The 25,622-nt window shown below is 68.2% G+C and carries 24 protein-coding genes and 4 pseudogenes; 16 read left to right on the plus strand and 12 right to left on the minus strand.

The features are described 5' to 3' along the window. Window positions 1–545: 545 nt before the first annotated feature. A complete protein-coding gene (locus ACIRA5_RS47045) occupies window positions 546–1,484 on the plus strand; it encodes an Ig-like domain-containing protein (RefSeq protein ID WP_403702931.1) in 939 nt (312 codons plus the stop codon). Window positions 1,485–1,759: 275 nt separating this feature from the next. Here ACIRA5_RS47045 and ACIRA5_RS47050 read toward each other — a convergent pair whose 3' ends face one another. Next, on the minus strand, window positions 1,760–2,353 hold the full coding sequence (locus ACIRA5_RS47050; protein ID WP_403702806.1) for a dihydrofolate reductase family protein: 594 nt from the start codon (window positions 2,351–2,353) through the stop codon (window positions 1,760–1,762). Window positions 2,354–2,500: 147 nt separating this feature from the next. Between ACIRA5_RS47050 and ACIRA5_RS47055 the strand changes: the two genes are divergently transcribed. Next, window positions 2,501–3,529, plus strand: coding sequence for a sigma-70 family RNA polymerase sigma factor (locus ACIRA5_RS47055; RefSeq protein WP_403702808.1), 1,029 nt, complete (start codon window positions 2,501–2,503; stop codon window positions 3,527–3,529). Between the two features lie 278 nt (window positions 3,530–3,807). Here ACIRA5_RS47055 and ACIRA5_RS47060 read toward each other — a convergent pair. The 4 genes and pseudogenes from ACIRA5_RS47060 to ACIRA5_RS47075 form a co-directional block, all read right to left on the minus strand. Then, window positions 3,808–4,890, minus strand: a pseudogene (locus tag ACIRA5_RS47060) (right-handed parallel beta-helix repeat-containing protein); the annotation flags it as partial. Window positions 4,891–5,338: 448 nt separating this feature from the next. Next, a pseudogene (locus ACIRA5_RS47065) lies at window positions 5,339–5,764 on the minus strand (NAD(P)-binding domain-containing protein); the annotation flags it as partial. Continuing rightward, window positions 5,761–6,864: an enoyl-CoA hydratase/isomerase family protein gene (locus ACIRA5_RS47070; protein WP_403702810.1), complete on the minus strand. Its 1,104-nt coding sequence runs from the start codon at window positions 6,862–6,864 to the stop codon at window positions 5,761–5,763. The pseudogene ACIRA5_RS47065 and the gene ACIRA5_RS47070, both read right to left, overlap by 4 nt. Further along, window positions 6,861–7,732, minus strand: a pseudogene (locus ACIRA5_RS47075) (acyl-CoA dehydrogenase family protein); the annotation flags it as partial. The pseudogene ACIRA5_RS47075 and the gene ACIRA5_RS47070, both read right to left, overlap by 4 nt. Window positions 7,733–8,162: 430 nt before the next feature. On the opposite strand from ACIRA5_RS47075, the gene ACIRA5_RS47080 reads away from it, so the two are divergent. The 3 genes from ACIRA5_RS47080 (at window position 8,163) to ACIRA5_RS47090 (ending at window position 10,453) form a co-directional block, all read left to right on the plus strand. Continuing rightward, the gene (locus tag ACIRA5_RS47080; RefSeq protein ID WP_403702813.1) at window positions 8,163–9,182 is read left to right on the plus strand and encodes a GlxA family transcriptional regulator; all 1,020 of its coding nucleotides are present in this window, start codon (window positions 8,163–8,165) and stop codon (window positions 9,180–9,182) included. A gap of 379 nt (window positions 9,183–9,561) precedes the next feature. After that, window positions 9,562–10,179: a TOPRIM nucleotidyl transferase/hydrolase domain-containing protein gene (locus ACIRA5_RS47085; protein ID WP_403702816.1), complete on the plus strand. Its 618-nt coding sequence runs from the start codon at window positions 9,562–9,564 to the stop codon at window positions 10,177–10,179. Between the two features lie 61 nt (window positions 10,180–10,240). Continuing rightward, entirely contained in the window at window positions 10,241–10,453 is a 213-nt protein-coding gene (locus ACIRA5_RS47090) for a hypothetical protein (RefSeq protein WP_403702818.1), read from the plus strand. A 376-nt stretch (window positions 10,454–10,829) separates the two neighbouring features. Here the strand turns inward: ACIRA5_RS47090 and ACIRA5_RS47095 are convergent, their stop codons facing one another. Then, window positions 10,830–11,201: a VOC family protein gene (locus ACIRA5_RS47095; protein WP_403702820.1), complete on the minus strand. Its 372-nt coding sequence runs from the start codon at window positions 11,199–11,201 to the stop codon at window positions 10,830–10,832. A 210-nt stretch (window positions 11,202–11,411) separates the two neighbouring features. On the opposite strand from ACIRA5_RS47095, the gene ACIRA5_RS47100 reads away from it, so the two are divergent. The 8 genes from ACIRA5_RS47100 (at window position 11,412) to ACIRA5_RS47135 (ending at window position 19,499) form a co-directional block, all read left to right on the plus strand. Beyond that, the gene (locus tag ACIRA5_RS47100; RefSeq protein ID WP_403702823.1) at window positions 11,412–11,759 is read left to right on the plus strand and encodes a hypothetical protein; all 348 of its coding nucleotides are present in this window, start codon (window positions 11,412–11,414) and stop codon (window positions 11,757–11,759) included. A gap of 176 nt (window positions 11,760–11,935) precedes the next feature. After that, complete coding sequence (locus tag ACIRA5_RS47105) at window positions 11,936–12,853, plus strand: NADP-dependent oxidoreductase (RefSeq protein ID WP_403702825.1); 918 nt, start codon at window positions 11,936–11,938, stop codon at window positions 12,851–12,853. 733 nt (window positions 12,854–13,586) lie between these two features. Next, window positions 13,587–14,444, plus strand: coding sequence for an alpha/beta fold hydrolase (locus tag ACIRA5_RS47110; protein ID WP_403702827.1), 858 nt, complete (start codon window positions 13,587–13,589; stop codon window positions 14,442–14,444). A gap of 126 nt (window positions 14,445–14,570) precedes the next feature. Then, entirely contained in the window at window positions 14,571–14,726 is a 156-nt protein-coding gene (locus ACIRA5_RS47115; RefSeq protein ID WP_403702830.1) for a hypothetical protein, read from the plus strand. 470 nt (window positions 14,727–15,196) lie between these two features. Next, window positions 15,197–15,892 (plus strand): type 1 glutamine amidotransferase domain-containing protein, encoded by a 696-nt coding sequence (locus tag ACIRA5_RS47120; RefSeq protein WP_403702833.1) that lies wholly within the window; start codon window positions 15,197–15,199, stop codon window positions 15,890–15,892. A 566-nt stretch (window positions 15,893–16,458) separates the two neighbouring features. Then, the gene (locus ACIRA5_RS47125) at window positions 16,459–17,841 is read left to right on the plus strand and encodes an NADP-dependent succinic semialdehyde dehydrogenase (protein WP_403702836.1); all 1,383 of its coding nucleotides are present in this window, start codon (window positions 16,459–16,461) and stop codon (window positions 17,839–17,841) included. Window positions 17,842–18,013: 172 nt separating this feature from the next. Further along, complete coding sequence (locus tag ACIRA5_RS47130; protein ID WP_403702839.1) at window positions 18,014–18,754, plus strand: NAD(P)-dependent oxidoreductase; 741 nt, start codon at window positions 18,014–18,016, stop codon at window positions 18,752–18,754. After that, window positions 18,702–19,499, plus strand: coding sequence for a maleylpyruvate isomerase family mycothiol-dependent enzyme (locus ACIRA5_RS47135; RefSeq protein ID WP_403702842.1), 798 nt, complete (start codon window positions 18,702–18,704; stop codon window positions 19,497–19,499). The genes ACIRA5_RS47130 and ACIRA5_RS47135 overlap by 53 nt, the downstream gene beginning before the upstream one ends. Before the next feature lie 338 nt (window positions 19,500–19,837). Here ACIRA5_RS47135 and ACIRA5_RS47140 read toward each other — a convergent pair. Then, window positions 19,838–20,431 (minus strand): annotated as a pseudogene (locus ACIRA5_RS47140) (transposase); the annotation flags it as partial. A gap of 181 nt (window positions 20,432–20,612) precedes the next feature. Here ACIRA5_RS47140 and ACIRA5_RS47145 point away from each other — a divergent pair. Continuing rightward, a complete protein-coding gene (locus ACIRA5_RS47145; RefSeq protein ID WP_403702845.1) occupies window positions 20,613–21,581 on the plus strand; it encodes an alpha/beta hydrolase in 969 nt (322 codons plus the stop codon). Here the strand turns inward: ACIRA5_RS47145 and ACIRA5_RS47150 are convergent. From ACIRA5_RS47150 to ACIRA5_RS47170, 5 genes are all read right to left on the minus strand, one after another. Beyond that, on the minus strand, window positions 21,559–21,903 hold the full coding sequence (locus ACIRA5_RS47150) for an Imm49 family immunity protein (protein WP_403702848.1): 345 nt from the start codon (window positions 21,901–21,903) through the stop codon (window positions 21,559–21,561). The genes ACIRA5_RS47145 and ACIRA5_RS47150 overlap by 23 nt on opposite strands. Before the next feature lie 294 nt (window positions 21,904–22,197). Further along, on the minus strand, window positions 22,198–22,815 hold the full coding sequence (locus ACIRA5_RS47155) for a hypothetical protein (protein ID WP_403702851.1): 618 nt from the start codon (window positions 22,813–22,815) through the stop codon (window positions 22,198–22,200). Then, entirely contained in the window at window positions 22,802–23,344 is a 543-nt protein-coding gene (locus tag ACIRA5_RS47160) for a sigma-70 family RNA polymerase sigma factor (RefSeq protein WP_403702854.1), read from the minus strand. Before ACIRA5_RS47160 ends, ACIRA5_RS47155 begins: the two co-directional genes overlap by 14 nt. Beyond that, window positions 23,345–23,551, minus strand: coding sequence for a hypothetical protein (locus tag ACIRA5_RS47165; protein ID WP_403702856.1), 207 nt, complete (start codon window positions 23,549–23,551; stop codon window positions 23,345–23,347). It lies immediately after the preceding gene. Continuing rightward, complete coding sequence (locus ACIRA5_RS47170; protein ID WP_403702859.1) at window positions 23,552–23,740, minus strand: hypothetical protein; 189 nt, start codon at window positions 23,738–23,740, stop codon at window positions 23,552–23,554. It abuts the gene before it with no gap. A 521-nt stretch (window positions 23,741–24,261) separates the two neighbouring features. Between ACIRA5_RS47170 and ACIRA5_RS47175 the strand changes: the two genes are divergently transcribed. Further along, window positions 24,262–24,519 (plus strand): hypothetical protein, encoded by a 258-nt coding sequence (locus ACIRA5_RS47175; RefSeq protein WP_352050665.1) that lies wholly within the window; start codon window positions 24,262–24,264, stop codon window positions 24,517–24,519. 209 nt (window positions 24,520–24,728) lie between these two features. Further along, complete coding sequence (locus ACIRA5_RS47180) at window positions 24,729–25,613, plus strand: hypothetical protein (protein ID WP_403702864.1); 885 nt, start codon at window positions 24,729–24,731, stop codon at window positions 25,611–25,613. Window positions 25,614–25,622: the final 9 nt, after the last annotated feature.

Genomic DNA, 25,622 nt, shown 5'->3' on the forward strand with positions numbered 1-25,622 from the left:
GGTGGGTGGTGAACGGTCCGTGGGGTGGTACATCTCGTGGGACATGCCCCGGCTCGCCGCCTGCCTCACGGCTGCGGACGCCGCGGGCGGTGATGCGCCCGCCTGTCAGCACCACGCCGTCCTCAGCTTCTTGCGCCTTCGGAGGCGTAGCGGAAGGGGCCATCGTGGTGAACTCGTCGCCGTCCTCAACGTCGGCTCGGCGGCGTGGCCTTCGACCGGCCGCAGAACCGGGTCGGCCGCCGCGGCCCGTGGCGCGGGGCCGACTTCACCGTCCACGTCGAAGCTGAAGTGCGCACGGGTTTCCGCGCGGACACGACGACCGTGATCGAGCGAAGTCGGCCGGCAGGATGTCGCGCCCCTCTTCGTCCCCGATCCGCCGGCGCGCACCGAATCTTGAGACATGCTTTACGCGATGCACGCAACTGCGCCCCACCTCGTCGTTGTCTGACAGGGAGTCGGGCCCTTCAGGGCCGAAGAGCGAGAGAGCGGGGCAGATCGTGGGACGGCGCAAGGGCGGCATAGGGATCGCATTCGTCACGGGTGTGATGCTGGTGGGCGCGAGTGCCTGCGGCGGGGGCGGCAGTGACAAGGCGAGCGGGGACGACGCGAAGGCGTCGGGAAAGCCGAGTGCCAGCGCCTCCCCGTCACCGACCAAGCCCGCGGGCCCGCCGATGCTGCTGGAGACGATCACCCCGCAGACGGGCACCACGGTCGGCGTCGCCATGCCGATCTCGGTGATCTTCACGAACCCGGTGGCCGCAAAGGCACGGGCCACGGTCGAGAAGCACATGAAGGTGAGCGCCTCCCAACCGGTGGCCGGTGCCTGGCACTGGATGGGCGACAAGCGCGCCGACTGGCGACCCAAGACGTACTGGCCCTCGGGCACAAAGGTAAAGATCGACGCTGACATAAACGGCGTAAGCAACGGCAACGGGCGCTATGGCGTGCACGACTACACGCACACCTTCACGATCGGTGACGACGTGCGCGCGGACGTCTCGGTAACCGGCCACACCATGAAGGTGACCCGGAACGGCAAGGCGGTGCGCACCCTGTCCATCAATGCAGGCAGCGCCCAGTATCCGACGTGGAACGGCACGATGGCCGTCATCGACAAGCAGGAGAAGGTCCACATGACCTCCTGCAGCGTCGGTATCAGCTGCGAAAAGGGCAGCCCCAACTACTACGACCTGACACTGCCGTGGGACGTCCACCTGACCCAGTCCGGCACGTACGTGCACTACTCGACCGGCGACCCCAACCCGGGCAGCGGCAGCGCCCGCGGCTCGCACGGCTGCGTCCACCTGTCCATGTCGGACGCCAAGTGGTTCTACGGCCAGGTCAAGCAGGGCGACCCCGTCACCATCACCGGCTCGCCCCGCGCCAAGGCGCCGGCCGACAACGGCTACGCCGACTTCAACCTGGGCTGGGACCAGTGGCTCGCGGGCAGCGCGTCCGGGGAAGGGACGACCGCGACGCTGTGACGCGCTGCGGTGGCGGCGCCCGTCAGCAGTCGATGACGTTGACCGCGGGACCCCTTGTCGTACTCGCCCTTCGGGATCTTCCCCCTCATTCGGACTACAACAGTTGCCGGTCACGGCGCCGCCCGCGCGCACTATTACTCCGAATGGGTGAATGAGCAGGGACGACTTCGATCGGAGGCCCGAGACATGCGGTCGCCCCCCTCCCGGGCCAGGCGAGCGTCCCTGAGCCCGGTGAAGGTTCCCGGTCACCGCATTCTGGCTAGGCGTCTCGGAGGCTAGGCGTCTCGGACGGGCTGATAGGTGAGGAAGGCGAGGCCGTCGCCGACGGTCCGGGCGTGGACGAGGCGCATGGGCTTCTGCTCGCTGGTCTCGCCGAAGAGGCGCTCGCCGGCCCCGAGCACGACCGGGAACACGGTGAGCCGCAGCTCGTCGACGAGGTCGTGCTCCATCAGCGTGTGCACGAGCTGGGTGCTGGCGTATACGACGATGTCGCCATCCAGCTCCTGCTTCAGCTTCGAGACCTCGTCCACCACGTCCCCCTTGAGCACCCTGCCCTTGAAGGCCGTCGAGTCGCTCCACTTGGGCTCTTGGAGGGTGGAGGACACCACGTACTTGGGCAGACTGTTCAACCTGTCCGCCCACTCGCCGGTACGGGACAGCCACCGCGTGGCGAACCACTCGTCGCTCCGCCGGCCGAGCAACAGGGCCTCGGCGCCCAGTGCCTCGGCGAGCAAGAGCTTCGCCCACGGTTCGCGGTCGTTGTCTCCCATCTGGAGGTACCAGCCACCCGGCCTGAGGCCCTCCTCGCCGGTCGGATCCTGGACGACACCGTCGAGCGAGACGTTCTCGCTGATGATGATCTTTCCCATGGCGCTTCTCCCTGTGCTGTGTGGTCACTTACCACTGAGGTAGACACCGCGAAGTCGGGAAAGGGGCGCCCGCCAACCGCCCCCTTCGCCCCTCGGCCGGTGTCCATACAAGGAGTGCGACGAGATGCGGGAAGAGGTGACCCGAGCATGGGCGAAGCGGCAGCCGACTTGATCTCCAGGGCGCGGGCCGGGGACGGCGAGGCGTTCCGGCAGCTGACCGAGCCGTACCACCGGGAGCTGCAGGTGCACTGCTACCGGATGCTCGGATCGTTCCAGGACGCCGAGGACGTCCTGCAAGACACGCTGCTGGCCGCCTGGCAGGGCTTCGCGGGGTTCGAGGGACGCGCCTCGCTGCGTACCTGGCTGTATCGGATCGCCACCAACCGGTGCCTCAACGCGCGCCGGTCGGCCGGCCGACGCCAGGCCAAGGAGTGGGACGTGCCCCATGTGGAACCACCGGAGCCCACTCGGCTCGGTGAAGTCGTCTGGCTCGAGCCCATTCCCAACGCCCTCCTGGAGGGTGTCATCGACGCACCGCTCGGCCCGGAGGCCCGCTACGAGCAGACCGAATCCATCTCCCTGGCCTTCATGACCGCCCTCCAGCTCCTGCCGCCTCGCCAGCTCGCCGTGCTCATCCTGCGCGACGTACTCGGATTCCACGCCGACGAGGTGGCCGACATGCTGGACTCGAGCATCGAGTCGGTCAAAAGCGCCCTCAAACGGGCGCGCGCCGGCCTGCAACACCGACGTCCCACGACGGATGACCGGGAACCGCCTCCCGCCTCCGACTCACCCTCCGAGGACGCGATCGTGGCGAGATTCGTCCGCGCATGGGAGTCCGCCGACTTGGACGCACTGGTGGCCCTTCTCACCGACGACGTCTTCATGTCGATGCCACCGATGCCCTTCGAATACCAGGGCCGAGACGTCGTGGCCCGCTTCTGCGCCGCCATTTTCCGCGCAGATCGCAGGTTCGACCTCATCCCGACGCGAGCCAACGGCCAGCCGGCGTTCGGTGCCTACCTGCGCGCCCCCAACGGCATCAGCCACGGGACCGGCCTCTACGTCCTCACCCTCACCGGCGACCGGATCTGCGCCATGACCCGCTTCGAAAACAGCGTGCTGCCATCGTTCGGGCTACCCCGATCGCTCCCTCATCTCCCGAACCTGGGATAAATCCTGCTGACGGGGCGGGTGATGCACCGCATGCTGTGCATCACGCCCGCAACTCGCCGGAAAACCTGGCGCGTTGTGATCACCGAGCAAGCCCGAATCGAAGGCAGGCCGCAGGACGACGTCCGGAAGCGACCCTGGGCGAAGCCGGAGGCCACACGCCACAACGCTCGTGTCGGGGTGGGTGTGAGTCGAGAACGGCAGGGGTGCTGAAGCAGGGGCTGGACACGTCGTGCGCGCATCTGCGGAACGCGAGCGCCCGGCCCCCGCCTCGGTCGTGGTTACGGCGTCACGACCTTTCCGCCGAAGGTTACGGCGAGGTGCCCGTCCGAAGCGAAGGACCAGCCCAGGGCGCCGCTGTAGGAGGAGCAGCGGGAGCCGTTCGTACCGGTCCAGAACTGGTTCGAACTGTCGGCGTCTCCGACGGTCTTGTCGTTCGAGCCGCTGACGCTGAAGCGGCACGAGGTGTTGGTCCGGAAGACCGAAGTGCCCGCGTCGAAGGAGAAATTGCGCTGCACGTTGTCGATGCTCGCGTTGTTCGAGACCGTCATCTTGCCCGGGTTGCTGTTGTACGTGAATCCGTGGTGACCGTTGCCATAGGCGATGTCGTGCTGGACAACGTGGTTGACCGCGATGTCGTCGCCGCCGAGTTTGTAGCCGTTGCGGTCGCCGTTGGAGTTCACGGTGCCGTCGCTCAGAGTCCCGTTCTTGTAGGACAGGGAGTACTCGATGGTCACCGGGCCGATCGCGCCGGTGTCGGTCTTCGTGTACAGGTCCCAGCCGTCGTCGATGTTGTTGTGGGAGACGTCGTAACGGAAGACGTTCCCGGTGCCGGTGGTGAGCTTCGCGGCGAAGCCGTCGGCGTCCTCACCGTCGGAGTCGGCGTTGTCGTGCGACTCAGAGCTCACGATCAGGTTGTTCGACGGCCACTGGCTACTGGGAGTGCTGGAGGAGATCCGGCCCAACTGCAGCCCCGTGTCGCGGTTGTACGCGGTCACCGTCCGCTCGATGACGTTGTTGCTGCCGCCGACGTAGATGCCGTTGTCGCCGGCGCGTTGGACGGTGATGCCGTACAGACGCCAGTAGTTGGCGTTCAGCTGGAGCCCGCGGTTCGACGAACTCTCGCTCTGCGCCGAGAAGTTCAGCACCGGGGTCTCGCCCGGGTAGGCGGACAGGGTGGTGCGGGCGCTCGAGGTGCCGTTGTTGCCCGCCGGGATGGTGATCGTCGAGGAGTAGTTGTACGTTCCGCCGCGCAGGTAGATGGTGCCGCCGGAGGCGATGCGGCTGATCGCCGTGGCGAGCGTCGTCGGGGCGGACTGCGTGCCGGCCGCGCTGTCGGTGCCGCTCGGCGAGACGTACTGGGTGGTACTCGCGGCCTGGGCCGGGGTGCCGGACAGCGCGACGAGCGCGCCGGCCAGCAGGCTTACACATGCGATGACGGGTCTCACTTGCATCGTTCTGCCTCCAGGTTCGTCCGTGACCAGGGGTGCCGTGCAAGGGTGCGTGCAGGAGAAAGCGCTTTCCGATATTCTCGAAGGGGAACGTAAGCGCTTGCTATGAACGCGTCAATAGATGAGTACGTGATTCCTGTTCATGCTTACGAACACGTCGGCGTGTCCCGATGGGTTGGCCCGGCGCGCGGGGTCCGGGTGGAGCCCAGGCCTGAAGGAAAGCCCAGGCCTGAAGGAATCAGCGCGGCTCCACGACCACGCCCGCCGGTGCGCGGCGGCAGATCAGCAGCACGCCATCAACGTGCGCCTGGGATCACCACGAAGCGGCGATGAAGGCCCCGCAAGGGGCGCAGCCCGGGAAGCCGCCCATGAAGGTGAGGGTGGCCGCCTCGGCGCCGACGACTCCGCCAGAGACCGGTGCGTCCAAGCCCGCATCCCGGCCGAGACCGCCCTGTCGTGGGCGGTGCGGGCGTCGGCGACGTCGATGGTCGAGCAGTCGACGACGAGGGTGCCGGGCCGGCCGGCCCCGACGGTGTCCTGGTACAGCTCCAGCACGTGCCGTCCGGCGGGCAGCATGGTGATCACCACCGTCGCGCCCACCACCTCCGCGCCCGCTATAGCCTCGCCTCCCTCGCGGATGCCGCGGACTCGACACCCGCGTCGGCCGCTGCCCTCAGGGATGCGGGTGACAGGTCGTAGCCGCGCACCCGGTGGCCGGCCTTGACCAGGTTGGCGGCCATGGGGCCGCCCACGTGTCCAGCCCGATGAACGCGCCGGTCCTGCTCACCAGGGCATCTCCTGCGTGGTGTCGGATGCGGCGAGGCCGAGTTCCCGCTCGCCGAGGGGTGTGAAGAAGCGCTCGACGTCCGCGTCATTGACCTCGGCGAGCGTCGGCGGTGTCCAGCGCGGGCTGCGGTCCTTGTCGATGACCTGGGCCCGGATGCCCTCCACCAGGTCGGGTGCGGTGAGGGCCGCGCAGGAGACTCGGTACTCCTGATCCAGCACGTTCTCCAGCGGACCGAGCCGCCGGGCTCTGCGGAGTGCGGCGAGGGTGACCTTGAGGGAGGTCGGAGATCTGGTGAGCAGGGTCTCGGCGGTCTCCTTGGCCGCGCTACCGCCGTGTTCGAGGAGGCGGTCGATGATCCCCTCGACGGTGTCGGCGGCGTAGCAGGCGTCGATCCAGGGCCGTGCTGCCGCGAGTTCACCGGGCGGTTCCTGCCGTGCGTACCGGCCCAGGACCTGTCGTACCGGCGCGTGGGCGAGGTCGGCGAGCAGCCGTGGCAGGGAGCCCGACGGTACGTAGAGGTCGGCGAGGCCGCACAGCAGGGCGTCACCCGCGCCTACCGCAGATCCGGTCAGCGCCAGGTGCGTGCCGAGTTCCCCGGGCGCGAGGGCGAGCAGATAGGTGCCCCCGACGTCCGGTACGAAGCCGATGCCGGTCTCCGGCATGGCGATCTGCGAGCGTTCGGTGACGATCCGGACGCTGCCGTGGGCGGAGACGCCGACGCCGCCGCCCATGACGATGCCGTCCATCACGGCGACGTACGGCTTCGAGTAGTGGGCGATGCGGGCGTTGAGCCGGTACTCGTCCCGCCAGAAGGCCGCCGACGCCGTCCCGTCCCCGTTCCGGGCGTCGTCGTGGATGGCGCGGATGTCGCCGCCCGCGCACAGGCCCCGCTCCCCCGCGCCGGTGAGGACGACGGTCTCCACGGCCGGGTCGTGCTCCCAGGCCGTCAGCGCGAGGCCGATGCGGCGGACCATCGCGTGGGTGAGGGCGTTGAGCACCTTGGGCCGGTTGAGGGTGAGGTACGCGGCGCGGCCTTCGGTGCGCAGCAGCAGGGAGTCGTCGGTACCGGTCGGCGGCACGATGTCGTCTGTGTCGGTCATCCGAATGCCTCCGTCAGGCCGCGGGCCGCGATGACGCGCATGATCTCGTTGGTTCCTTCCAGGAGCTGCTGGACTCGCAGGTGTCGGACGATCTTCTCGATGCCATACTCGCTCAGGTAGCCGTAGCCGCCGCGCAGTTGCAGGGCCCGGTCGGCGACGGAGTATCCGGTGTCGGTGGCGAACCCCTTGGCCATCACGCACAGATACGGCGCCTGTGGATCGCCGCGGTCCAGAGCCTGGGCGGCCTGGTGGACCAGCGCGTGGGCGGCGGCCAGTTCGGCCGCCATGTCCGCCAGCCGGAACTGGAGCGCCGGCGCGTCGAGCAGCCGTCCCGCCGAACGCCTTCCGGTCGGCGAGGTGGGCCAGGCTGCGGTCGAGGGCGTTGCGGGCGCCGCCGAGGGAGCAGGCGGCGACGCCGAGGCGTCCGCCGTTGCGGCCGTTCATGGCGATACGGAAGCCCTCGCCCTCGTGGTCGAGCAGCCGCTCGGCGGGCGGTCGGACGCCGTCCAGGATCACCTGGCGGGTGGGCTGGGCGTTCCAGCCCGTCTTCCGCTCGTCGGGGCCGAAGGAGAGGCCGGGGTCGTCCTTGTCGACGAGGAACGCGGAGCTGCCGTGCGGGCCGTCGGCGCCGGTGCGCATCAGGACGATGTACACCGAGGAGGCTCCCGCGTCGGAGATGAACTGCTTGACCCCGGTCAGGACGTACTGGCCGCCGTCGCGAACGCCACGGGTGCGCAGGGCGGCGGCGTCCGATCCGGCGCCCCGTTCGGTGAGGCAGTAGCTCGCCGGGTCCTCCATGGGCGCAGAGCCGGGGCAGCCATCGCTCCCGTTGGGCTGACTCGCCGTACTGGTCGATCATCCAGGCGACATGGTGTGGAGTCCGCCGGCGCCGTACCCAGAGACGCGCGGGGTCCAGCAGCCGTCGCGGAAGGCGGACTGAGAGGCTGTGCCTCCCAGCAGATAGCAAACCGGTCGTGGCTTCGGCGCGGGTCACTGGCACATGATGAGCCCAGGGAAATCCGACGACTGGGAGGTCCGGGGTCGGTTACGGCCCTTGGACCGGCTCGTACGGCCCGAGGCACCTGTCAGGACAGGCCCTGCCGCATTCCACGGGACACGCGACGGTGCGCACCTGGCAATCGGGGTCGGTTACGTCGGCGTCTGGGCTGTTTGCGAGGCTCTCGCCCCGATCTCGAGGCGATGCGATGCGATGCGACGGCGGCATGCCGAGGCGGGCACGCCCTCGCCAATGCCCTGCCGATCCAGTGTCCACACCGCGCACAGCCGGGAGGCATCCGATGAACCACAAGCGCCTGGCAATGGATCCGCTCGTCGTGACCGTGCTTGTGTTTCCGGGCGTGCGGCTGCTCGATGTGACCGGCCCGATCGAGGTGTTCACGACGGCGAACGAGTTCGGTGGGCGTTATCGGGTGCAGATCGCGTCCGAGGACGGGACGGAGGTCATCACCTCCGCCGGGATCCGCCTCAGCGCCGACCTGTCCGCCGACGACGTACAAGAACCGTGCGATGTATTGGTGATCCCGGGCGGCCCGGAATGGGAGACGCTGATCAAGGACGACACTCTTTTGGATACGGTCCGGCAGGTGCACGAGAAGAGCCGCTGCACGGCATCGGTGTGTACAGGAGCGTTCCTGCTGGCCGCAGCCGGACTTCTCAACGGACGCCGCGCCGCGACGCACTGGCGGCATTCACGGCAACTGGCCGCTCGTTTCCCGTCCGTGCGGGTCCAACCGGACGCCATCTTCGTACAGGACGGGCAGATGATGACTTCGGCAGGTGTCAGCGCCGGTATCGACCTGTCCCTGGCGCTGGTCGAAGATCACTACGGTGCGGAGGTCGCCCGGTCGGTCGCCAAGGACATGGTCGTCTTCATGCAACGGCCGGGCGGCCAATCCCAGTTCAGCGTCCGCTCCAGGGCGCCGCACACGCGCCAGGAGATGCTCCGCCGGGTCCTCGACACCGTTGCCGAGAACCCTGGGGCCAACCACACACTCACGGCCATGGCCCGTAGAGCAGGCGTCAGCGTCCGGCACGTGACCCGGCTCTTCGACGAAGAGGTGGGAACCACTCCAGGCCGCTACGTCGAGCAGGTCAGGCTGGAAGCCGCCCAGGCGCTGCTGGAGACGGGTGACGACTCCCTGCCGGTAGTGGCACGGCGCACTGGGTTCGGCTCACCCGAGTCGCTCCGCAGAGCGTTTGTACGACATCTGGGCGTGACACCTGGCGCATTCCGGACCAGCTTCCGCACGACCGGCGTGGGCACGAAGGACCCAGCACCCGCAGCGGTGTCTCCGTAGCCAAGCCGCAACGAGGCACAACCAGCCGATGGCGGCTAACCGTCACCTCACTGAAGCCGGTTCAGCCGACGTAGCCCACCGAGCCGGCAGCAAAGGCCAAACCTCGCATTCTCGACCCGATGACCCCGGCAGCCCCAACACCCCCGCCAACCCCGACAGCCCCTACACGGCGGGCTGAGCATCCCGGCGACGACGTGGCGTGGCCACCCGCGGGAGTCCAGCGTCCCGTCCGGCATCGCCGAGTTCCCCCGCCGCCGACGCCTGCTTCACCATCCGGCTCAGGCGACGTCGGCCCAGATGACGAGAATTCCTGACATGTCGAGCGGTGCCGTCGAATATTCCCGTGCCGTGCCGGTCAGTAGAAGTGCAGACTCGCTTCATGGCGGACATGAACGCATTCCGGGACGCGGTCAGCCGCTGGGCGGCCGGCGGTCCCGGCGGACCGGCGAATGATCTGGTTGTGCAACTCGGGCTGCGCACGGCGGTGCTGCTGGAAGGACCGAGTGACCTCGCGGCCGTCGAGGCGCTGGCCGCACGGCGTGGCCGGGACCTGGCCGCCGAAGGGGTGAGCGTCGTATCGATGGGCGGGGCGATGAGTGTCGGCCACTACGCCGGTCTTCTCGGGCCACCCGGTCTTGGACTGCGTCTGAGGGGACTGTGCGACGAGGGCGAGCAGCGCTTCTACGACCGCGGCCTGAAGCGGGCCCGGGCTCCGCACCGGGGCTTCTTCGTGTGCGTGGCGGACCTGGAGGACGAACTCATCCGCGCGCTGGGCACAGCGCGCGTCGAGGAGATCATCCAGGCCGAGGGCGACCTGCGGGCCTGGCAGACCTTCCTGCACCAGCCCGCACACCACGGTCGGCCCCGGCCGCAGCAGTTGCGGCGCTTCCTCGGCACGAAGAAGGGCCGCAAGATCCGCTACGGGCATCTCCTGGTCGAGAACCTCGACCCCGGACAGGTACCGGCCCCCCTCGACGACCTCTTCACGAGTCTGTGACCGACGCACGAAAGCACGGTCACGGCTCGTCCTCGGCGGCACCGGCCGGACCGGCTCGCTCGTGGCGAAGAGGCTCGCCGAGCGGGGGCTGAGCGCCCGCACCGCGGCGCGCCACGGCGCCGACGTACTGTTCGACTGGGACGACCCGACCACCCACGCCCCAGCCTTCGCCGGAGTCGACCGCCTCTCCCTCGTCACACCCGTTCTGCGGGTCGCCTACGCCGACCACGTGGTCGCCTTCCGCACCATCGGATGGCCGACGACGGATCGCTAGAGGAGAAAGTGTTCGAGCCCGCCGACAAGCCGGTGAGGCTTCCCGCCGCACGTCGCCCCCAGCTGTCGACGGTAGCCCCGGCAGCCCTGCTCCCGGGATGGCCGCGTTGCTGAGGGCGACCTGCCCGGACGGGACCTCAAGAACTTTGCCTCACCCGGAATCAGTGAGTTACAGGAGACAGGTGCCCCTTGAGCGCCCCACCAGTTGCTGAACCCGTGAGGCAGACCGATCCAGCCTGTCGCGGAGTTCTTCAAGAACCTTACGGCGGTGGACAGTTCACCTCGAACGCCGCGCCCATACGGAATGGATCTGCCGCACCGGCGGACAAGCTGGTTCGCATCCACTGACGCTTGCGTTCGCCGGCGCGGGCCGATGCTCAACTCAGGCGGGCTTGCAGGAGGCAGAATTCGTTGCCTTCGGGGTCGATCAGGCAGTGCCAGGGCTCGTCGCCGGTCTGGCCGATGTCGGCCGGGCGCGCCCCGAGCTTCAGGAGGCGTTCGAGTTCGGCGTCCTGATCGCGGTCGGTGGCGTTGACGTCGATGTGCAGCGGCAGCTTTCCCGCCTTCGGCTCAGTGGTGGGGCTGAAGACCAGAGTCGGCTGCAATCCGCCGAACCCTTCCCGTGGTCCGATCTCCACCGCGCCGTCGTCGATGTCGAGCACGATGAAGCCCAACACCTCACACCAGAACGCCGCAAGCCGTTGCGGATCCCGGCAATCGATCACCAGCTCGGAAATGCGACAAGCCATAGTCGGGACCCTACAAGGCATCAACCGCACGCAGCCACTTCTTAAGTTGGGGCGTTGGGGCGTTGGGGCGTTGGGGCGTTGGGGCGTTGGGGCGTTGGGGCGTTGGGGCGTTGGGGCGTTGGGGCGTTGGGGCGACGAGATCATCGGCCTGCTCGCTGCGAAAGCCTCGCGGCTGGACCGCGCCCTGGAGAAGATCGCGAACGAGGCCGGATGATCGGAATCTCCGTCACCCGGTCCGGCCGCACTCACGACATCACCGTCGCCCGCCGCGACCACTTACATGCCCACCTGCGCACCGCCAGTCTCGGCGCCCTGGCCGATCTGGGCTTCATCGGCATGAACGACGACCAGAACGACCCCGTGGTCGTCAACGGCTTCAAGGCCACGCGCGCGGCCAAGCTCACCACCGGCCAGAAGGAAGCCAATCGGATGCTCGCCAGCGGACGCGCCGCGTCGAGCACGGCTTCGCGCACCCGAAAAGTTGGCGGATTCTCATCAAGCTCCGCACCGATCCCGCCCACGACCAGCACGAGCACCCTCGCACAGCACCACCCCTGACCGGCTATATCAAGATGGTGCATGCTCACCGTTCGTCAAATACTTCCCCAGACCGTTGATCCTGGGAAGACAGCTCCGTTCCTGAACCGTTGAATGCGATGGCCCGGTCGCTGTGTGGCCGTCCGGGGCGTGACCGTCCAAGACCTGTCCGAACGAGGAAGAGCGGTGATCACGCGATGAAGGCGGTGCGGTTCCACGAGTACGGCGGGATCGATGTGCTGCGGGTGGAGGAGGTGGCGCGGCCGACGCCCGGCCCCGGGCAGGTGCTGGTCGAGGTCCGCGCGGCCGGGATCCAGCCCGGCGAGACAATGATCCGCAAGGGCGCCCGACACGGACGCTGGCCGGCGACGTTCCCCTCCGGACAGGGCAGCGATCTGGCCGGCGTCGTGGTGGAAGCCGGTCCGCAAGTGCGCGGCGTCGCGGTGGGCGACGAGGTCCTGGGCTTCACCCATCACAGGGCGAGCCACGCGGAGTTCGTCGTGGTCGACGACGTGAATCTGACCTCGCGCCCGGAGGGGCTGTCCTGGGACGTGGCTGGGTCGTTGTACGTGGCCGGGACGACCGCGTACGCCACCCTGTTCGCTGTGGACCCCCAACCGGCCGACACGGTTGTCGTGTCCGGTGCGGCGGGCGGCGTCGGGTCTCTCGCCGTACAGCTCGCGCGGCGGCGCGGCGCCACGGTGATCGGGCTGGCGAGCGAGCAGAACCACGCCTGGTTGAAGGATCTCGGTGTCATCCCGGTCGAGTACGGGCAGGACGCGGCCGAACGGATCCGGCAGGCTTCCGGCGGAAACGTCGACGCGTTCATCGACACGTTCGGCGACGGCTACGTGGAACTGGCCGTGGAGTTGGGCGTGCGGCCCGAGCGGATCAACACGATCAGCGACTGGCAGGCCGCGGCCAGGGTGGGGGCGCGAACCTACGGAGAAGGCGCGGCGGCGTGCGCGGTCGTGCTCGGCGAGTTGGCACGGCTTGCCGCGCGCGGAGAGCTGGAGGTGCCGATCGCCCGCACCTACCCGCTGGAACGGGTGCGCGACGCGTTCCGCGAACTGGAACGACGGCACACCCACGGCAAGATCGTGCTCCGGCCCTAGGGCCTGTCCGGCGGATCCGGCCGGAGGGAAGTAACGGCGCCTCATAGGCACAGGTGAGCGGGGTCTGGTGCGTGCAGCTGCAAGGCCGGAGGAGGGAGCCATGGCGACCGACGACAACGCCGCTGAGGGCACCCCCTGCTCGAAGAGCTTGGGGGAGGGCGTGCCAGACCCCGCGTCTGCGGCATGATCCGCCGGACAGGCCCTAGCCCGGCTGCCCGAGGCAACCATCGAGCAGCTCAAGCAGGCAGAGGCCCAGCCGCATCCCTCGGCCGCGACGGCAAGCCACGCGAGGTCGCCACCATCCTGTGCCTGGATCGACCTCGCCACCGCCTGGCTCACCAGCCGAATCCTCATCGTCGACGGCATCCTGGATGTGACACAGCCACCCGCCCCGGAATATCGACGCAGCGTCACCGCTGGCGGCCGGTTGACCCCTCACCAAGTGGCCGCCCACGGCGGCATCCCAACTGACCATTGATGGGCCGCCCGCTACAGACGCCGTAGACGGTGGTCCTGGCGCGAGGGACGGTGACCGACTCAGCGGGTGGGAGCGGCTCGGGGGGCGACTGGGGCCTGCGCAAGCCACCCGGGAGCACAGTCATCGAGCGAGCGGGAGACTCCACACCACCGGGGTGCGCTCACTCGGATGGCGCGTGCGCGGGGACATGTCGGCAGGTGTCCTCGACGCTGGAATCCCGGGCCTCCCTCGACGCCCTCGCACCGAAGGAATGACATGCGAATATCCTGCAAGTCGCGCCGCAACCTGAACATCGTCCGTTGGAGTGCGGCACTTCTGGCGGTATCGGGAATCACCTACGCCCTGACACCCGTAGCAGCGCAGGCAGGTGGCCCGAGCGGTGATCCCGGCAGGGAGAAGCCCACTATCGTGCTCGTGCACGGCGCCTTCGCCGACGCGTCGAGCTGGAACGGTGTCGCGAAACGGCTCCAGCAGAACGGCTACACGGTGGCCGCACCGGCCAACCCCCTCCGCGGTATCCCCCAGGACTCGACTTACCTCGCGAGTTTCCTGAAGTCCGTCAAGGGCCCGATCGTCCTGGTCGGTCATTCCTACGGCGGAGAGGTGATCTCGCAAGCCGCCGCCGGAAACAACAATGTCAAGGCCCTCGTGTATATCAACGCGATCATGCCCGATGTGGGAGAGTCCTTCTCCAGCCTCTCCGCGAAGTTCGCTCCCGCCCCACTCACCAAGGCTCTGAAGCAGGTGCCCTTCCGCAACAGCGACGGCACTACCGGCACGGACGTGTACGTACAGCCGAACAAACTGCACCAGGTCTTCGCCGCGGACCTGCCCACGAGTCAGACCGACATCATGGCAGTCACACAGCGTCCGATCGCGCTGTCGGCGTTCGCGGACAAGCTCACCGGCGCCGCGTGGCGGAACAGACCCGTCTACGTCCTTGTCGGCAAACAGGACCAGGCGATCAACCCGAGTCTGGAGCGGTACGAGGCGAAGCGGGCGAAGGCCCGAAAGACAGTGGAGATCGATTCCTCACACGTTTCCCTGGTCTCGCATGCGCAGGCGGTCGAGAATCTGATCGTCGACGCCGCCGAGAACTACATGTGGAAATAGGGCGACCGGAAACAGGGCGACCACGCAGCACTCGACAAATGAGTCCTGACTCTGGACTGGTGCGCGGGCACGAAAAAAGGCCGTGCTGCGTCATGATGTGATGTAAGTGCCTTTCCATGGCGTGGCGTGGCGCAGGCCCTCCTCGGCCACCAGTCCGAGGCACGCCGACCGCGCTTCGCCCGCAAGCACCTGCCCGGCGTGTTCCCCTGCTTGTCGCGGCAGTCGTACTGCAACAAGCGCCTGCGAGCGGCGCTGCCCCTGGTCAAGCAGATGATCCGGTAGCCGACCATGGACAGCGACCTCTGGTTCGACAACCACTGCTTCGTCGACTCCACGCCAGTGCCTTGCGGGATGAGCTGCGGTGAGATGTCCGATCCGCCTGCTCCCAGGATGCCGCCCACCTGCTCGCGGCCCAATTGCTCGCCGTCGGCCACGGAATCCTAGGTCAACCGGCGCTTGATCATGGCAGACCTTCGGAACGCCGGATTGGTCAGTTTACTTTCTCGGCCAGATCTCCGCTCCCGAAAGAGAACGCATCGCCGAAAACGCTCCACCAAAACGGGGTGTATTCGTGTCGCACATTCCCTGCATAGCGGCGTCGAAATCCTGTTGAAATTCTGCGAGGCCGATGTGTGTACTCATCGGTCGGCCACAAGTTGCCGACCCCTAGACGCCCGCTCACACTTGATGGGCACGTGAAACCTGGTCGCCTCATGCCCGTTCCAGGGCAACGGCTTACCGAGGAGCTTCTCATGGCCAAGATATTGTGTGTGCTGACAGGTGCGAGCTATTGGACCATGAAGGACGGGCACCGACATCCCACCGGGTACTGGGCCGAGGAGTTCGTCGCGCCTTACAGCGTGTTCACCGACGCCGGACACGAGGTCACCGTGGCAACTCCGGCTGGGGTCGTTCCCGTTGTGGACACGATGAGCCTGGAGCCCCGTATGGCGGGCGGCGAAGAGAACTCCCTCCGGGAGGAGGCCGTCATCGAGTCCGCGGATGAACTGAGGCATCCCATCTCCCTCCAGGAGGTGCGCCTGGAGGATTATGACGCGGTCTACTACCCCGGCGGTCACGGCCCGATGGAGGACCTCTCGGTCGACCCTGATTCCGGGGCACTGTTGCGGGAGGCACTCGCTTCCGGCAATCCGCTCGGCATCGTCTGCCACGCCCCGGCCGCTCTCCTCGCCACACGTGATGCAAACGGCGAAACGCCGTTCGCGAACTACAGCGTGACGGGTTTCTGCAATGAGGAGGAGGCCGGTGTCGGATTCGCCGACAAGGCCAAATGGCTGCTGGAGGACGAGCTGAAGAAGCTGCCCACCCACTATTCGCGGGGTCCCGCCTGGGAACCGTACACAGTCGTGGACCGCAACCTCTTCACGGGGCAGAACCCAGCCTCCTCGGGCCCTCTCGCCAAAGAACTCGTCGCGGCTCTGCCCTGACCGAGGGGGAGGCCATCGGGACGGGGCAGACCGGGGGCAACCACCCTCGACCGCCCGTCCAGGTCGGCTCGCGTGCCGACCTCGAATCCTGGATGTCATGGCCCGACGGGCTGGTGCTCTCTGCGATCGAGCGCAATCGGGACGTGATCGTCTTACCAACACGATGGCCTGGCGTCCGACGACGTCGCCGCGGCCCAGGGCCTCCAGATTCCGATCGCCCTGCAAGGAACCGAGATAGGACAGCTCCTTGCCCACGAAGGGGACCTGGCGGCGCTCGGGCCGCGCGGCGTGGGCGGGAGGGGGGTTCCGGCATCGGTCACCGCAGCCGTCGATGCACATATCACCAAGTTCGCGTGTCTGCGATTGCGGCACTTCCGATGCTGTGCGTGGTGATCGGCAGCGGTCGGGGTGGCAGCCGCTCGGCGGGGCGTCGCTGCTGGTCGGCGAGGTGCTGGCTGATCTCGAAGGTGCTGCTCCCTCCCGACGACGAGCGCGCCACCTCACGGGCCCCATCTGTGGCAAATGGGCGAATTGCCTACTCTATCGGACGGTCATAGCGTGGATTCATGGCTATCGCAACGACGAGTCCCGTGACAGGTGAGGTCCTGAGGAGGTTCGACGAACTGACTCCTGAGGAACTGGAGGACAAGCTCGCGCGGGCGGCGGCTGCGGCCGCCTCGTACCGGCTGACGAGCGTCGAGCAGCGGGCGGAGTGGCTGCACCATGCGGCCGACCGTCTGGAGAAGGAGGTCGAGAGCGTCAGCGCGATGATCACCACGGAAATGGGCAAGACCTTCCGGGCGGCGGAGGAGGAAGTGGCCAAGTGCGTGCGCGGGCTGCGCTTCTACGCCACTGAGGGCCCCGCGTTCCTGCGGCATCTGGAGGGTGACGGCGGGCGCGTGGGCGCGCGGCAGACGTTCGTGACGTACCAGCCGATCGGTGCGGTACTCGCGGTGATGCCATGGAATCTGCCATTGTGGCAGGCCATGCGGTTCGCTGCGCCCGCACTGATGGCGGGGAACGTGGGTCTGCTCAAGCACGCCTCGAACGTGCCGCAATGCGCCTTGTACCTCGAAGAACTCTTCCGTGACGCGGGCTTCCCTGACGACGTGTTCCAGACCCTGCTGATCTCCGCGGGGAGGGTGGAGCAGGTGCTGCGCGACCCGCGCGTGGCGGCAGCGACGCTGACCGGCAGCGAACCGGCGGGTCGGTCGGTAGCCACCATCGCCGGCGACGAGATCAAGAAGGTGGTCCTCGAACTCGGCGGCTCCGACCCGTTCATCGTCATGCCCTCCACGAACCTGGAGCGGGCCACCGACGTCGCGGTCAAGGCGCGGTGTCTGAACAACGGCCAGTCCTGCATCAACGGCAAGCGCTTCTTCGTGCACGAGGACATCGGTGACGCATTCATCGAGATGTTCGTGGCGAAGATGGGCGCGCTGGTGGTGGGCGACCCGATGGACGCGGGCACCGACGTCGAACCGCTGGCCACCGAGTCCGGCCGACGGGACGTCGAGTCCTACGTCGACGACGCCGTCGCCAAGGGCGCGTCGGTCCTCTTGGGCGGCGAACGCCCGGACGGGCCCGGCTGGTTCTACCCGCCCACCGTGCTGACCGGCGTCACGCCGGAGATGCGGATGTACCACGAGGAGGTCTTCGGCCCCGTGGCTCAGGTGTGGACGGTCCCCTCCCTGGAGGAGGCCTTGCGGGAAGCCAACGGGCACCCCTACGGCCTCGGGTCGAACCTGTGGAGCGAGGACGAGGCCGAACGCGAACTCTTCGTCCGCGACGTGCAGTCGGGTATGGCCTTCATCAACGGCAACACGACCAGCTACCCCGAGATCCCCTTCGGTGGCGTCAAACGCAGCGGCTACGGACGCGAGCTGTCCGACCTCGGCATGCGGGAGTTCATGAACGCCAAGACCGTCTGGATCGGCCAGGACGCCTGAACCCCCGATACCGGGCGGCAGTCGACAGCACTGGCATGCGCGCCGGCCGTCGCGGCGCGCGGCGCGTCGATCGTATGGAGGCGCGACGATGAGCGGTACGAACCGGACCCCGTCGTCCGGGCACGGAAGGCCCGTGGTCGCCGTGCTCGGCACGGGGACCACGGGGTAGGCCATGGCACGCAACATCGCGGCGGCGGGAGTGGGGCTGCGCACGGGGAACCGGAACCGCGCCGCCGCCGCACCGCTGGCCGACGCCGGCGCCGCGGTGTCCGACACGCCGGCCGAGGCCTGCCAAGGCGCCGACATCGTACTGACCGCGCTCGCGAACGAGCAGGAGGTAGCCGACGTGATGGACCAGGCCCGCGACGGCCTGGGCGGCCACACGGCGTGGGTGCAGACGCGCACGGTCTCCCTGGACGGGTCTCGCCGTCTCGCGGAACAGGCGACCCGCCTGAACGTCGCGTACGTCGAAGCCCCCCTCCTCGGCACCAAGGAACCAGCCGCGACCGGCACCCTGACCATGCTGGCTGCCTCTCCCCAGCAGGAGGCAAGGGAAGAGGTGCGACCGGTCCTGGAGGCGGTGGGCACCCGCACCGTGTGGCTCGACGAGGTCGGCCAGCCAAGCAGCCTCAAACTCGCCTACAACGCCTGGGTCCTGACCGGCCAAGGACGCCGGCCTGATCACCGACACCGCCTGCGCCGCCGACCTGCACCTGAGCCGCGCGGACGTCGTACGCGAACGCCTCCGCGTCGCGGCCGACGACAGACCCGGCCGCGCGGACGTCGCCGCGACCTGTCGCATGTCCCGCAAGGCCGCATCCTGACCGGGCCGTCCAACCGAGAGAGGCGAGGGAGGACCGATGACCCGTGCCGGCATCGCCGCCGCACGTTCGAGTACGGCGCAACTAGCTGAGATCATCCCGCAGGTGGACGACGAGCAATGGGAGCTGCCGTCCGCGTGCGCCGGCTGGCGTGTCATCGACGTGGTGGCCCACCTCGCGGCCCTCGCCTCCGAGGCGGTGGACCCGCCGCCGCCCGATCCTTCCCTGCCGACGAACCGCGAGCGGTACCACGACCTGCGCGTCGACGAACGACGCGGCTGGAGCCATGCGGAAGTCCTCGACGAGTGGCGGCGGAGCACACCCCGACAGCTGGACCTCCTGGAAGCCGCCCAGGAACCGCCCGGGGCCGACGAGGCTGTCGAGGTGCCCGGGCTCGGGACGTATCCGCGCCACCTCCTGGCGAACACCATGGCGTTCAACGTCTTCTGCCATCTGCGCAACGACATGCTCGCCCCGGACGGCCCGCTCCCGTTCACCCTGCCGGAACCGACCGATGACCAGGTCTCCCCCGCCGTCGACTTCATGCTCGCCGGCCTCCCCCAGATGCAGGGACCCGAACTCACCGCCACCGTCGATAGGCCCCTGGTCCTCGACCTGACCGGGCCAGGCGCCACCACCGTCACCGTCTTCCCTGCGTCCGGGCCGGACGGGAAGCTGACCATGGCACCCGGTGCGAACGCCACCACCCGGATGCACAGCACGGCACTCGACTTCATCGCGTGGGCCACCACCCGCAAACCCTGGCGCGACCACTGCCGCATCACAGGAAACGCCTCGGCCGCCACACCGTTCCTCGACTGCCTCAACATCATTTGACGATGCCGGCATGGGGAGTCTGGCCACGGTTACTCATTCGCGATCCCCTCACGCTAATTCGGAGATCGGTGAATCCAACGCGCACGGCGGATACGACGTCGTCCTGGACGGCATCCTCAGCCCTTGGCTGCTGGCGCCCTTCCGCACGACCTGCCAACAGGACGACCCGGCGCCTTCGAAAACGTGGGGGCGCTGGAGGACCACGTAGTCGACTCAAGTGACCAGACCGTGGAGCAGACCGCTGCAGAGATCCTCGCTGAACTTCTCGCCGACCGGTTCGCCCTAAAGGCCGCAGAACAGTAGCCAGGACACGACCCTGCGCGGTCGTACTCCAGGCGTCACTTCAGGCGCCTGGTGGTGGAGCGGCTGTCCCAGCGGTAGCGCGGGGTCGCCCGACGAACGAACAGGCGCAGTGTGACGATCGCGGCGGAGAGGTAGAGGTCCACGACGCGGCTGCACTTCTCTGCGCAGCGCCGCAGCCTGCCAAAGCCGTTCATCCACACGTGGCTACGCTCCACCACCCACCTCTTGCCGGCCTGAATCGGACAGGGACGCCCTTGCGGCCGATCTCCCCGGCGAGCCCAACTCCCCTTACCCGGACCGGGTCTTGTGGCTGTCATAGCCTCGGTCCAGGTTCACGTTGGCCTGGTCGGGAAGGCCGCCGACCTGCTCGTCTGCGGCCTTGAGTGTGGGCACGAGCAGCGGGGAGTCATGGCGGTTGGCCCCTGTCGCCACAATGCCGAGCCGAACGCCCGTGGCCTCGGTCGCCACCGAGCGCTTCAGGCCCTGTTGCCCCGAGCCACGGGGGAGCGCCCGGCGGCCTCGCCACCGCACGGAGACTTGGTACTGCAGCCGTCCACGGACAGTTCGTTGAGCTCCAGGCCGGTCATGCGGTCGTACGCCTGGAGGGTGAGCGCGTGGATCTGCTCCGCTCTTCCGAGCCGCGCCCAGCACGTTGCCGTTGCCCTTCCTCTGCCCAGCCAGGGACGGACTGGTGCCATCGCGGGCGCACCACCGCCCCGCTATCCTGATCAGGGGTGCATATATCTATGCAAATAGTGCATCTGGCGTCTTCGCTGCTGCCCCGCCCCCTGCAGGGAAAGGAAGATCAGCATGCCTTCAGTGTTTCCCACTCCGATCCTGGAACCCGCTGCGCAAGACCTTGCCGAGGCGACCTCCCCGCACCCGCGCATCTACGAGGTGCCGCCGAACCAGGGACGTGACATCCTCGCCGGCCTGCAGACCGGGGAAGGTGTCACGAAACCCGACGTCGAGGAGGAGTGGGTGACCGTCGACGCCGGCAAGTGGGGGCAGGTACGCACCCGCATCGTGCGCCCGCGCGGCATCTCCGGGACGCTTCCGGTCATCCTCTACATCCACGGCGCCGGGTGGGTGTTCGGCGACGAGAACACCCACGACCGTCTCGTACGCGAACTCGCCGTCGGCGCCGACGCGGCTGTGGTCTTCCCCGTTTACGACCGGGCCCCCGAGGCCAAGTACCCCACCCAGATCGAGCAGAACTACGCCGTGGCCCAATGGTCCGCCCGCGAAGGCGCAGAGCACGGCCTGGACGCCTCGCGCCTCGCCGTGTGCGGCGACTCCGTGGGCGGAAACATGTCCGCGGCTCTCGCCCTGATGGCCAAGGACAGGAGCGATGATGTCCGGGTCGGTTGCCAGGTCCTGCTCTACCCCGTCACCAACGCCGACTTCGACACCCCGTCCTACCTTCAGTTCGCGGACGGGGATTACCTGACCCGGGACGGAATGATCTGGTTCTGGGACCAGTACACCACCGATGCCGCCCAGCGCGCCGAGCCCTACGCCTCGCCGCTGCGGGCCAGCATCGACCAGTTGCGCGGCCTGCCCCCGACCTTGATCATCACCGACGAGGCCGACGTCCTGCGTGACGAGGGCGAGGCCTACGCGGCCAAGCTTCGTGAAGCCGGCGTCGACGTCACCGCGGTCCGCGTTCTGGGCATGGTCCACGACTTCCTGATGCTGGACCTCCTCCGTGACACCAACGCGACCAAGGTCGCTCGTCACCTCGCCATCGACGCACTCAAGACCGCCCTGCACGACTGACACGGACGATGTCCGTGATGTGAGGCCGAGCTCGGTGGCCCGCGCTCGACGGACTGCCCAGCATGCCGTGCGGCAGATAACCGGACCGGACGCCCCACTCCCACCCGTGCGCTTGGACCGCAAGCGCGGCCAGGGCAAGGGCTGTGAGCGGCAGCAGAGTACTGGGGGCGGGATCGGATCCCGCGCTCTTCCGGTGCTCGATGAGCCGGGCCACGAGAGCCTGCTCGAAGGCGTGCTGGCCGTCGTCGAGGAGTATGCGAAGGAGGCGCTGATCCGGTGTCAGGCGGCCCGGCTGCGTCCAGCTTCCGGGCCGCCTCGGCACGCTCGTCGACGTCCGGCTTGCGCGGGGTCACGGTGGGCCAGTCTCGGGGCAGGTGTCCGCGCGCTTGGGTCAGGTAGCCGCACGATGCGTCCATCGCAGCGAGGTCCGCCCGATCCGACGTCGAATTCAGCTTGGAGTGCGGCACCCCGTCGCGGATCGCGGGCGCGTAGTCGCTCCGCAGCAGCAGACCGATCACCCGCTGCCATTCCCACACCAGTCCGCTGACCAGGCACATCGCCAACGTGTCGCACCACCATCTGGCCACTGACCCGCTGTCCCCACTCGGTACACGCCCTAAGCGCTGTGGACAAGGATCGAGATGTACTGAGTGAGCTGGTGGGCCGGGGCCGGGGTCTGGCATTGCGCCCACAGCCTGGGCTTGCTGATCACAGGGGTGGTCGGAAGCGTGACCCTGGCTTCGAAGGACCCGGTGGCGCGTGCGTTGACGGAGATCAGTTTGTACGACCCGCCTGCCGTAGCGGTTGCTTGCGGTTGCCCCTGTGCCTTCTGCTCCTCCATCGAGAGGCTCAACTTCGCACCGCGGTCCCAACGGATCCCGAAGGACACCGCCTTCCCCGGAGCGCAGCCCGTGCCCTTGAGCGTGATCGTGCCGCCGGACACGGTCTCGATCGGCGAAGCGACCAGAGACTTCGTGGACTCGGTAACCGTGGGCTGGAGTGCGCTGGGCGCCGTCGGACCGGGCGCGCTGGATCCGGAACGCTCGGAACCGACCAAAGGGAGGACGGCCACCACCGTTGCGGTCACGGCCATGGCCGCAGCCGCGATCATCGCGGCCTCGCGGAACGTACGGCGACGCCAGGCGCGGCGCCGCAGGTCAGCGACCGGTGGCTGCCGCGAGGCCCGGATGCCCTCCTCGACGAGATCGCGAAGGCTGCGCTCAGGGTCGGCCATGGCGGGACAGGGCTCCTTCCGGATGGGCGGCGAGGTGGCGTGCCAGGTTCGCGCGGGCTCGGGCGAGCCTGCCGCGCACGGTACTCACTGGCAGGCCCAACTGCTTGGCGACCTGTTCGATCGGCAGGTCCAATACATCGTGCAGCAACAGCACGGGGCGCTGATTCACCGGCACCCGGCGCAGCATCTCGGCGACGCCCATCGTCTGCGGCGTGAGCTGGGGCTGCGGGCGCTGGGCGCCCAGGCGCAGCAGAGCCGCAGCACGTCGGCGCAACCTCCGGATCTCGCTGACCGCAAGGTTGATCGCCACCCGGCGCACCCACAGTTCCGGCACGTCATAAACCTGGATCCGGGGCCAGCGGTCCAAGGCCCGGATGAACGCTTCCTGCACGACGTCCTCGGCCTGCTCGAGACTGCCGGTGACCGAGAACAACTGACCGACCAGCCGCGCGTACGCCGACTGGTAGAACTCCTCGAAGCCCGTCAGGTCGGCCTGCCGCCCTCGGCCACCATTGCTTTCACGCTCCACTCAGCTGGTGCCCACCGGGGCCGCCTCCACGCGCTTCTGAGCGGGAGTCAGCGCCAGCCACGCAAGCTGCGCCGCCGTGGCCCTGCCTTCCGCCTTCAACTGTCCGACCAGCTTGGTGGCCTTGGCGACCTGGGCCGCGGTCGGACCACTGGTAGACGCCTTGATCTCCATCTGTATCTTCAAGAGCAGTTGGTTCTCCTCGGGCATCTAAGACTTGGTCCCGTCGCTGGTGGACACCTTCGTCTTCGCGGGCTGCTGGACCGCGGTCTGCGACTGCTTGATGGCCTGACGCCCGGTTCCGTGATCGGACGAGGCGAGCGCCGTCGTGGCCAACACGGCGCAAAGACCCGCGGCGGCCACGCCGACAGCGGCAAATCCCCATGTGCGGTGCTGCATAGTCGATCCTTCATTCGTCCTGGAGGAAAGGTCCGACGGCCTGAACCACAGGGCGAGCCCCACCGCCGTCTCACCACCCCCACGCCACAGACGTCCGCCCAGCACACCCACGAAGACCCTTCGTCATCAAATCGTGACGAAATACGAGTGCCCTGACCAACGCGCATGACCCAACCAGCAGTTGCCAGTGCTGGACTACCGAACAACCGTCAACTTTCGGCGTCGCCCGAGAGACCGGGGCAGCTGTCCGAGGAGGGCGAAGAAGAGGCTCGCGCCGAGCTCTCCCCGCTCGCCGAAGAGCTGAAGCGTGGGTTGCAGCGCCGCCGGGGCCTCCTGCTGGGCCCCGGCGGCGGCCTCCTCGGCGTCAGCGAAGGGGCGGTAGAGCGAGGCGACGGACGGGTGTTTCGATTCCTGCCGTACCTCCGTGCCGGATGGGGAAGCCCAGCCGACGGAGCCTGTTTGCGCAGACCTATCGTGCGCCTTTCCCACGGTGGGTGGGACAGGCGATTAAATACCGGAGCATGACTACAGAGCCGCAGCGCTTCCGTATCTTGTTGGTACCTGAACACATCGAGGGCAGAGGCGGCGCCTCCGTGGAGGACTCGGCCGTGCGATCGGCAGTCGTCGAGGCGACGGGCGAGACGGGCGCCTCGGGCTACCCCCGTTACGCCGGGGACGGGATCGTGGCCGACATCGACCCCCGTACCCGCACGGTCGAGGCGGTGCTGGTCGATGGTGCAGAACTGGACTACGGGCTGAACGCCAGGGTCGCTTCCTGATCGTCCCTGTTCTCCCGGTGACGCCGCGTAGCGAGTGCCACTGGCTGTTCGATGGCCCGTTGAATGCGACGGGCCATCGAGCAAGGCCGGGTTGATGAGGCGAGGCAGAGTCGGCCCGGTAGCCCACCCACCCAACTGGTGAGCCGTCCCGGCCACAGCCTTATATTGGCCTGGGAAACGTCGGTGCGTGCCGGGGGGATTGAGCGCTCTTGCGACGATCAGGTAGAACACGTCGAGCAGCCGTCTTGCTCTGCGCCGTTGCCGTGCTGTTCCTCGGCGCGTGCGGGACACAGGTGGCCGGTCAGGCGGGCAAGAGGTCACCCTCGTCGGCGGCAACCGAGCCGATCCCGTGGACCACGATGCAGCCTTCCGCGGTCACCGGAGTTCATCTCAGCGGGGACCGCCGCACGCTGCTCCTCGACACGCAGGTGCCCAGTGGCGCTCACGCGTGCGTGCGCAAGCTCAAGGCAGTGCTCACCGACCCGATGACGGACCTCGTGCGGGTGCAGGTCACCTTCACCTCGCCGTCCGGGGACAGGGCTTCCGGGTGCACCAAGGAGAGCACGGCCACGGCAAAGGTCAGGCTGCCCGAGCCGCTGGGCGACCGGGACGTGATCGTCGACAACTACACGCACTTCACCGCCGAGGGTGCCAAGCCGCCCGCACTGCGGTTGTGCGGGGAGCTGGGCTGCACACCGCCCGTCACCGGCTGTACCACCGCCTCCTATGATCAGGCGTTGATGGCGGTCGGCGCGCCCGAGCACACGTATCTGAACGCGGAGAACTGCGACGGGAAGTGGCTGGTGCTGGACTTCTCCTGGCGCACGGGACCGGCCTGTGACGACTCGACGGACCCTGCCTGCTCCTCCCGGCTGGGCGACCGCTGGTACTTCCGGGCGAAGAAATCGGGCTGGGAGTCGATCATCCGGACCTCGGCCGGAGGCTGCCGGGACGTGCAGCGCAAGGAGCCCGCCTTCCCGTCCTCGCTGTGCGAGTCGCTGGCTCCGCTGTCCCCCTCGCTGCACCCGAGTTATCCTCCGCCGTCCGCCTCTGCGACGCCCGGCGTGCGTTCCACTGCGACGGCCGAACCATGACCAAAGACA

Origin of the sequence: Streptomyces sp. NPDC096311 (genome assembly GCF_044763085.1) — a bacterium.
In the GTDB taxonomy this organism is placed as follows: domain Bacteria; phylum Actinomycetota; class Actinomycetes; order Streptomycetales; family Streptomycetaceae; genus Streptomyces.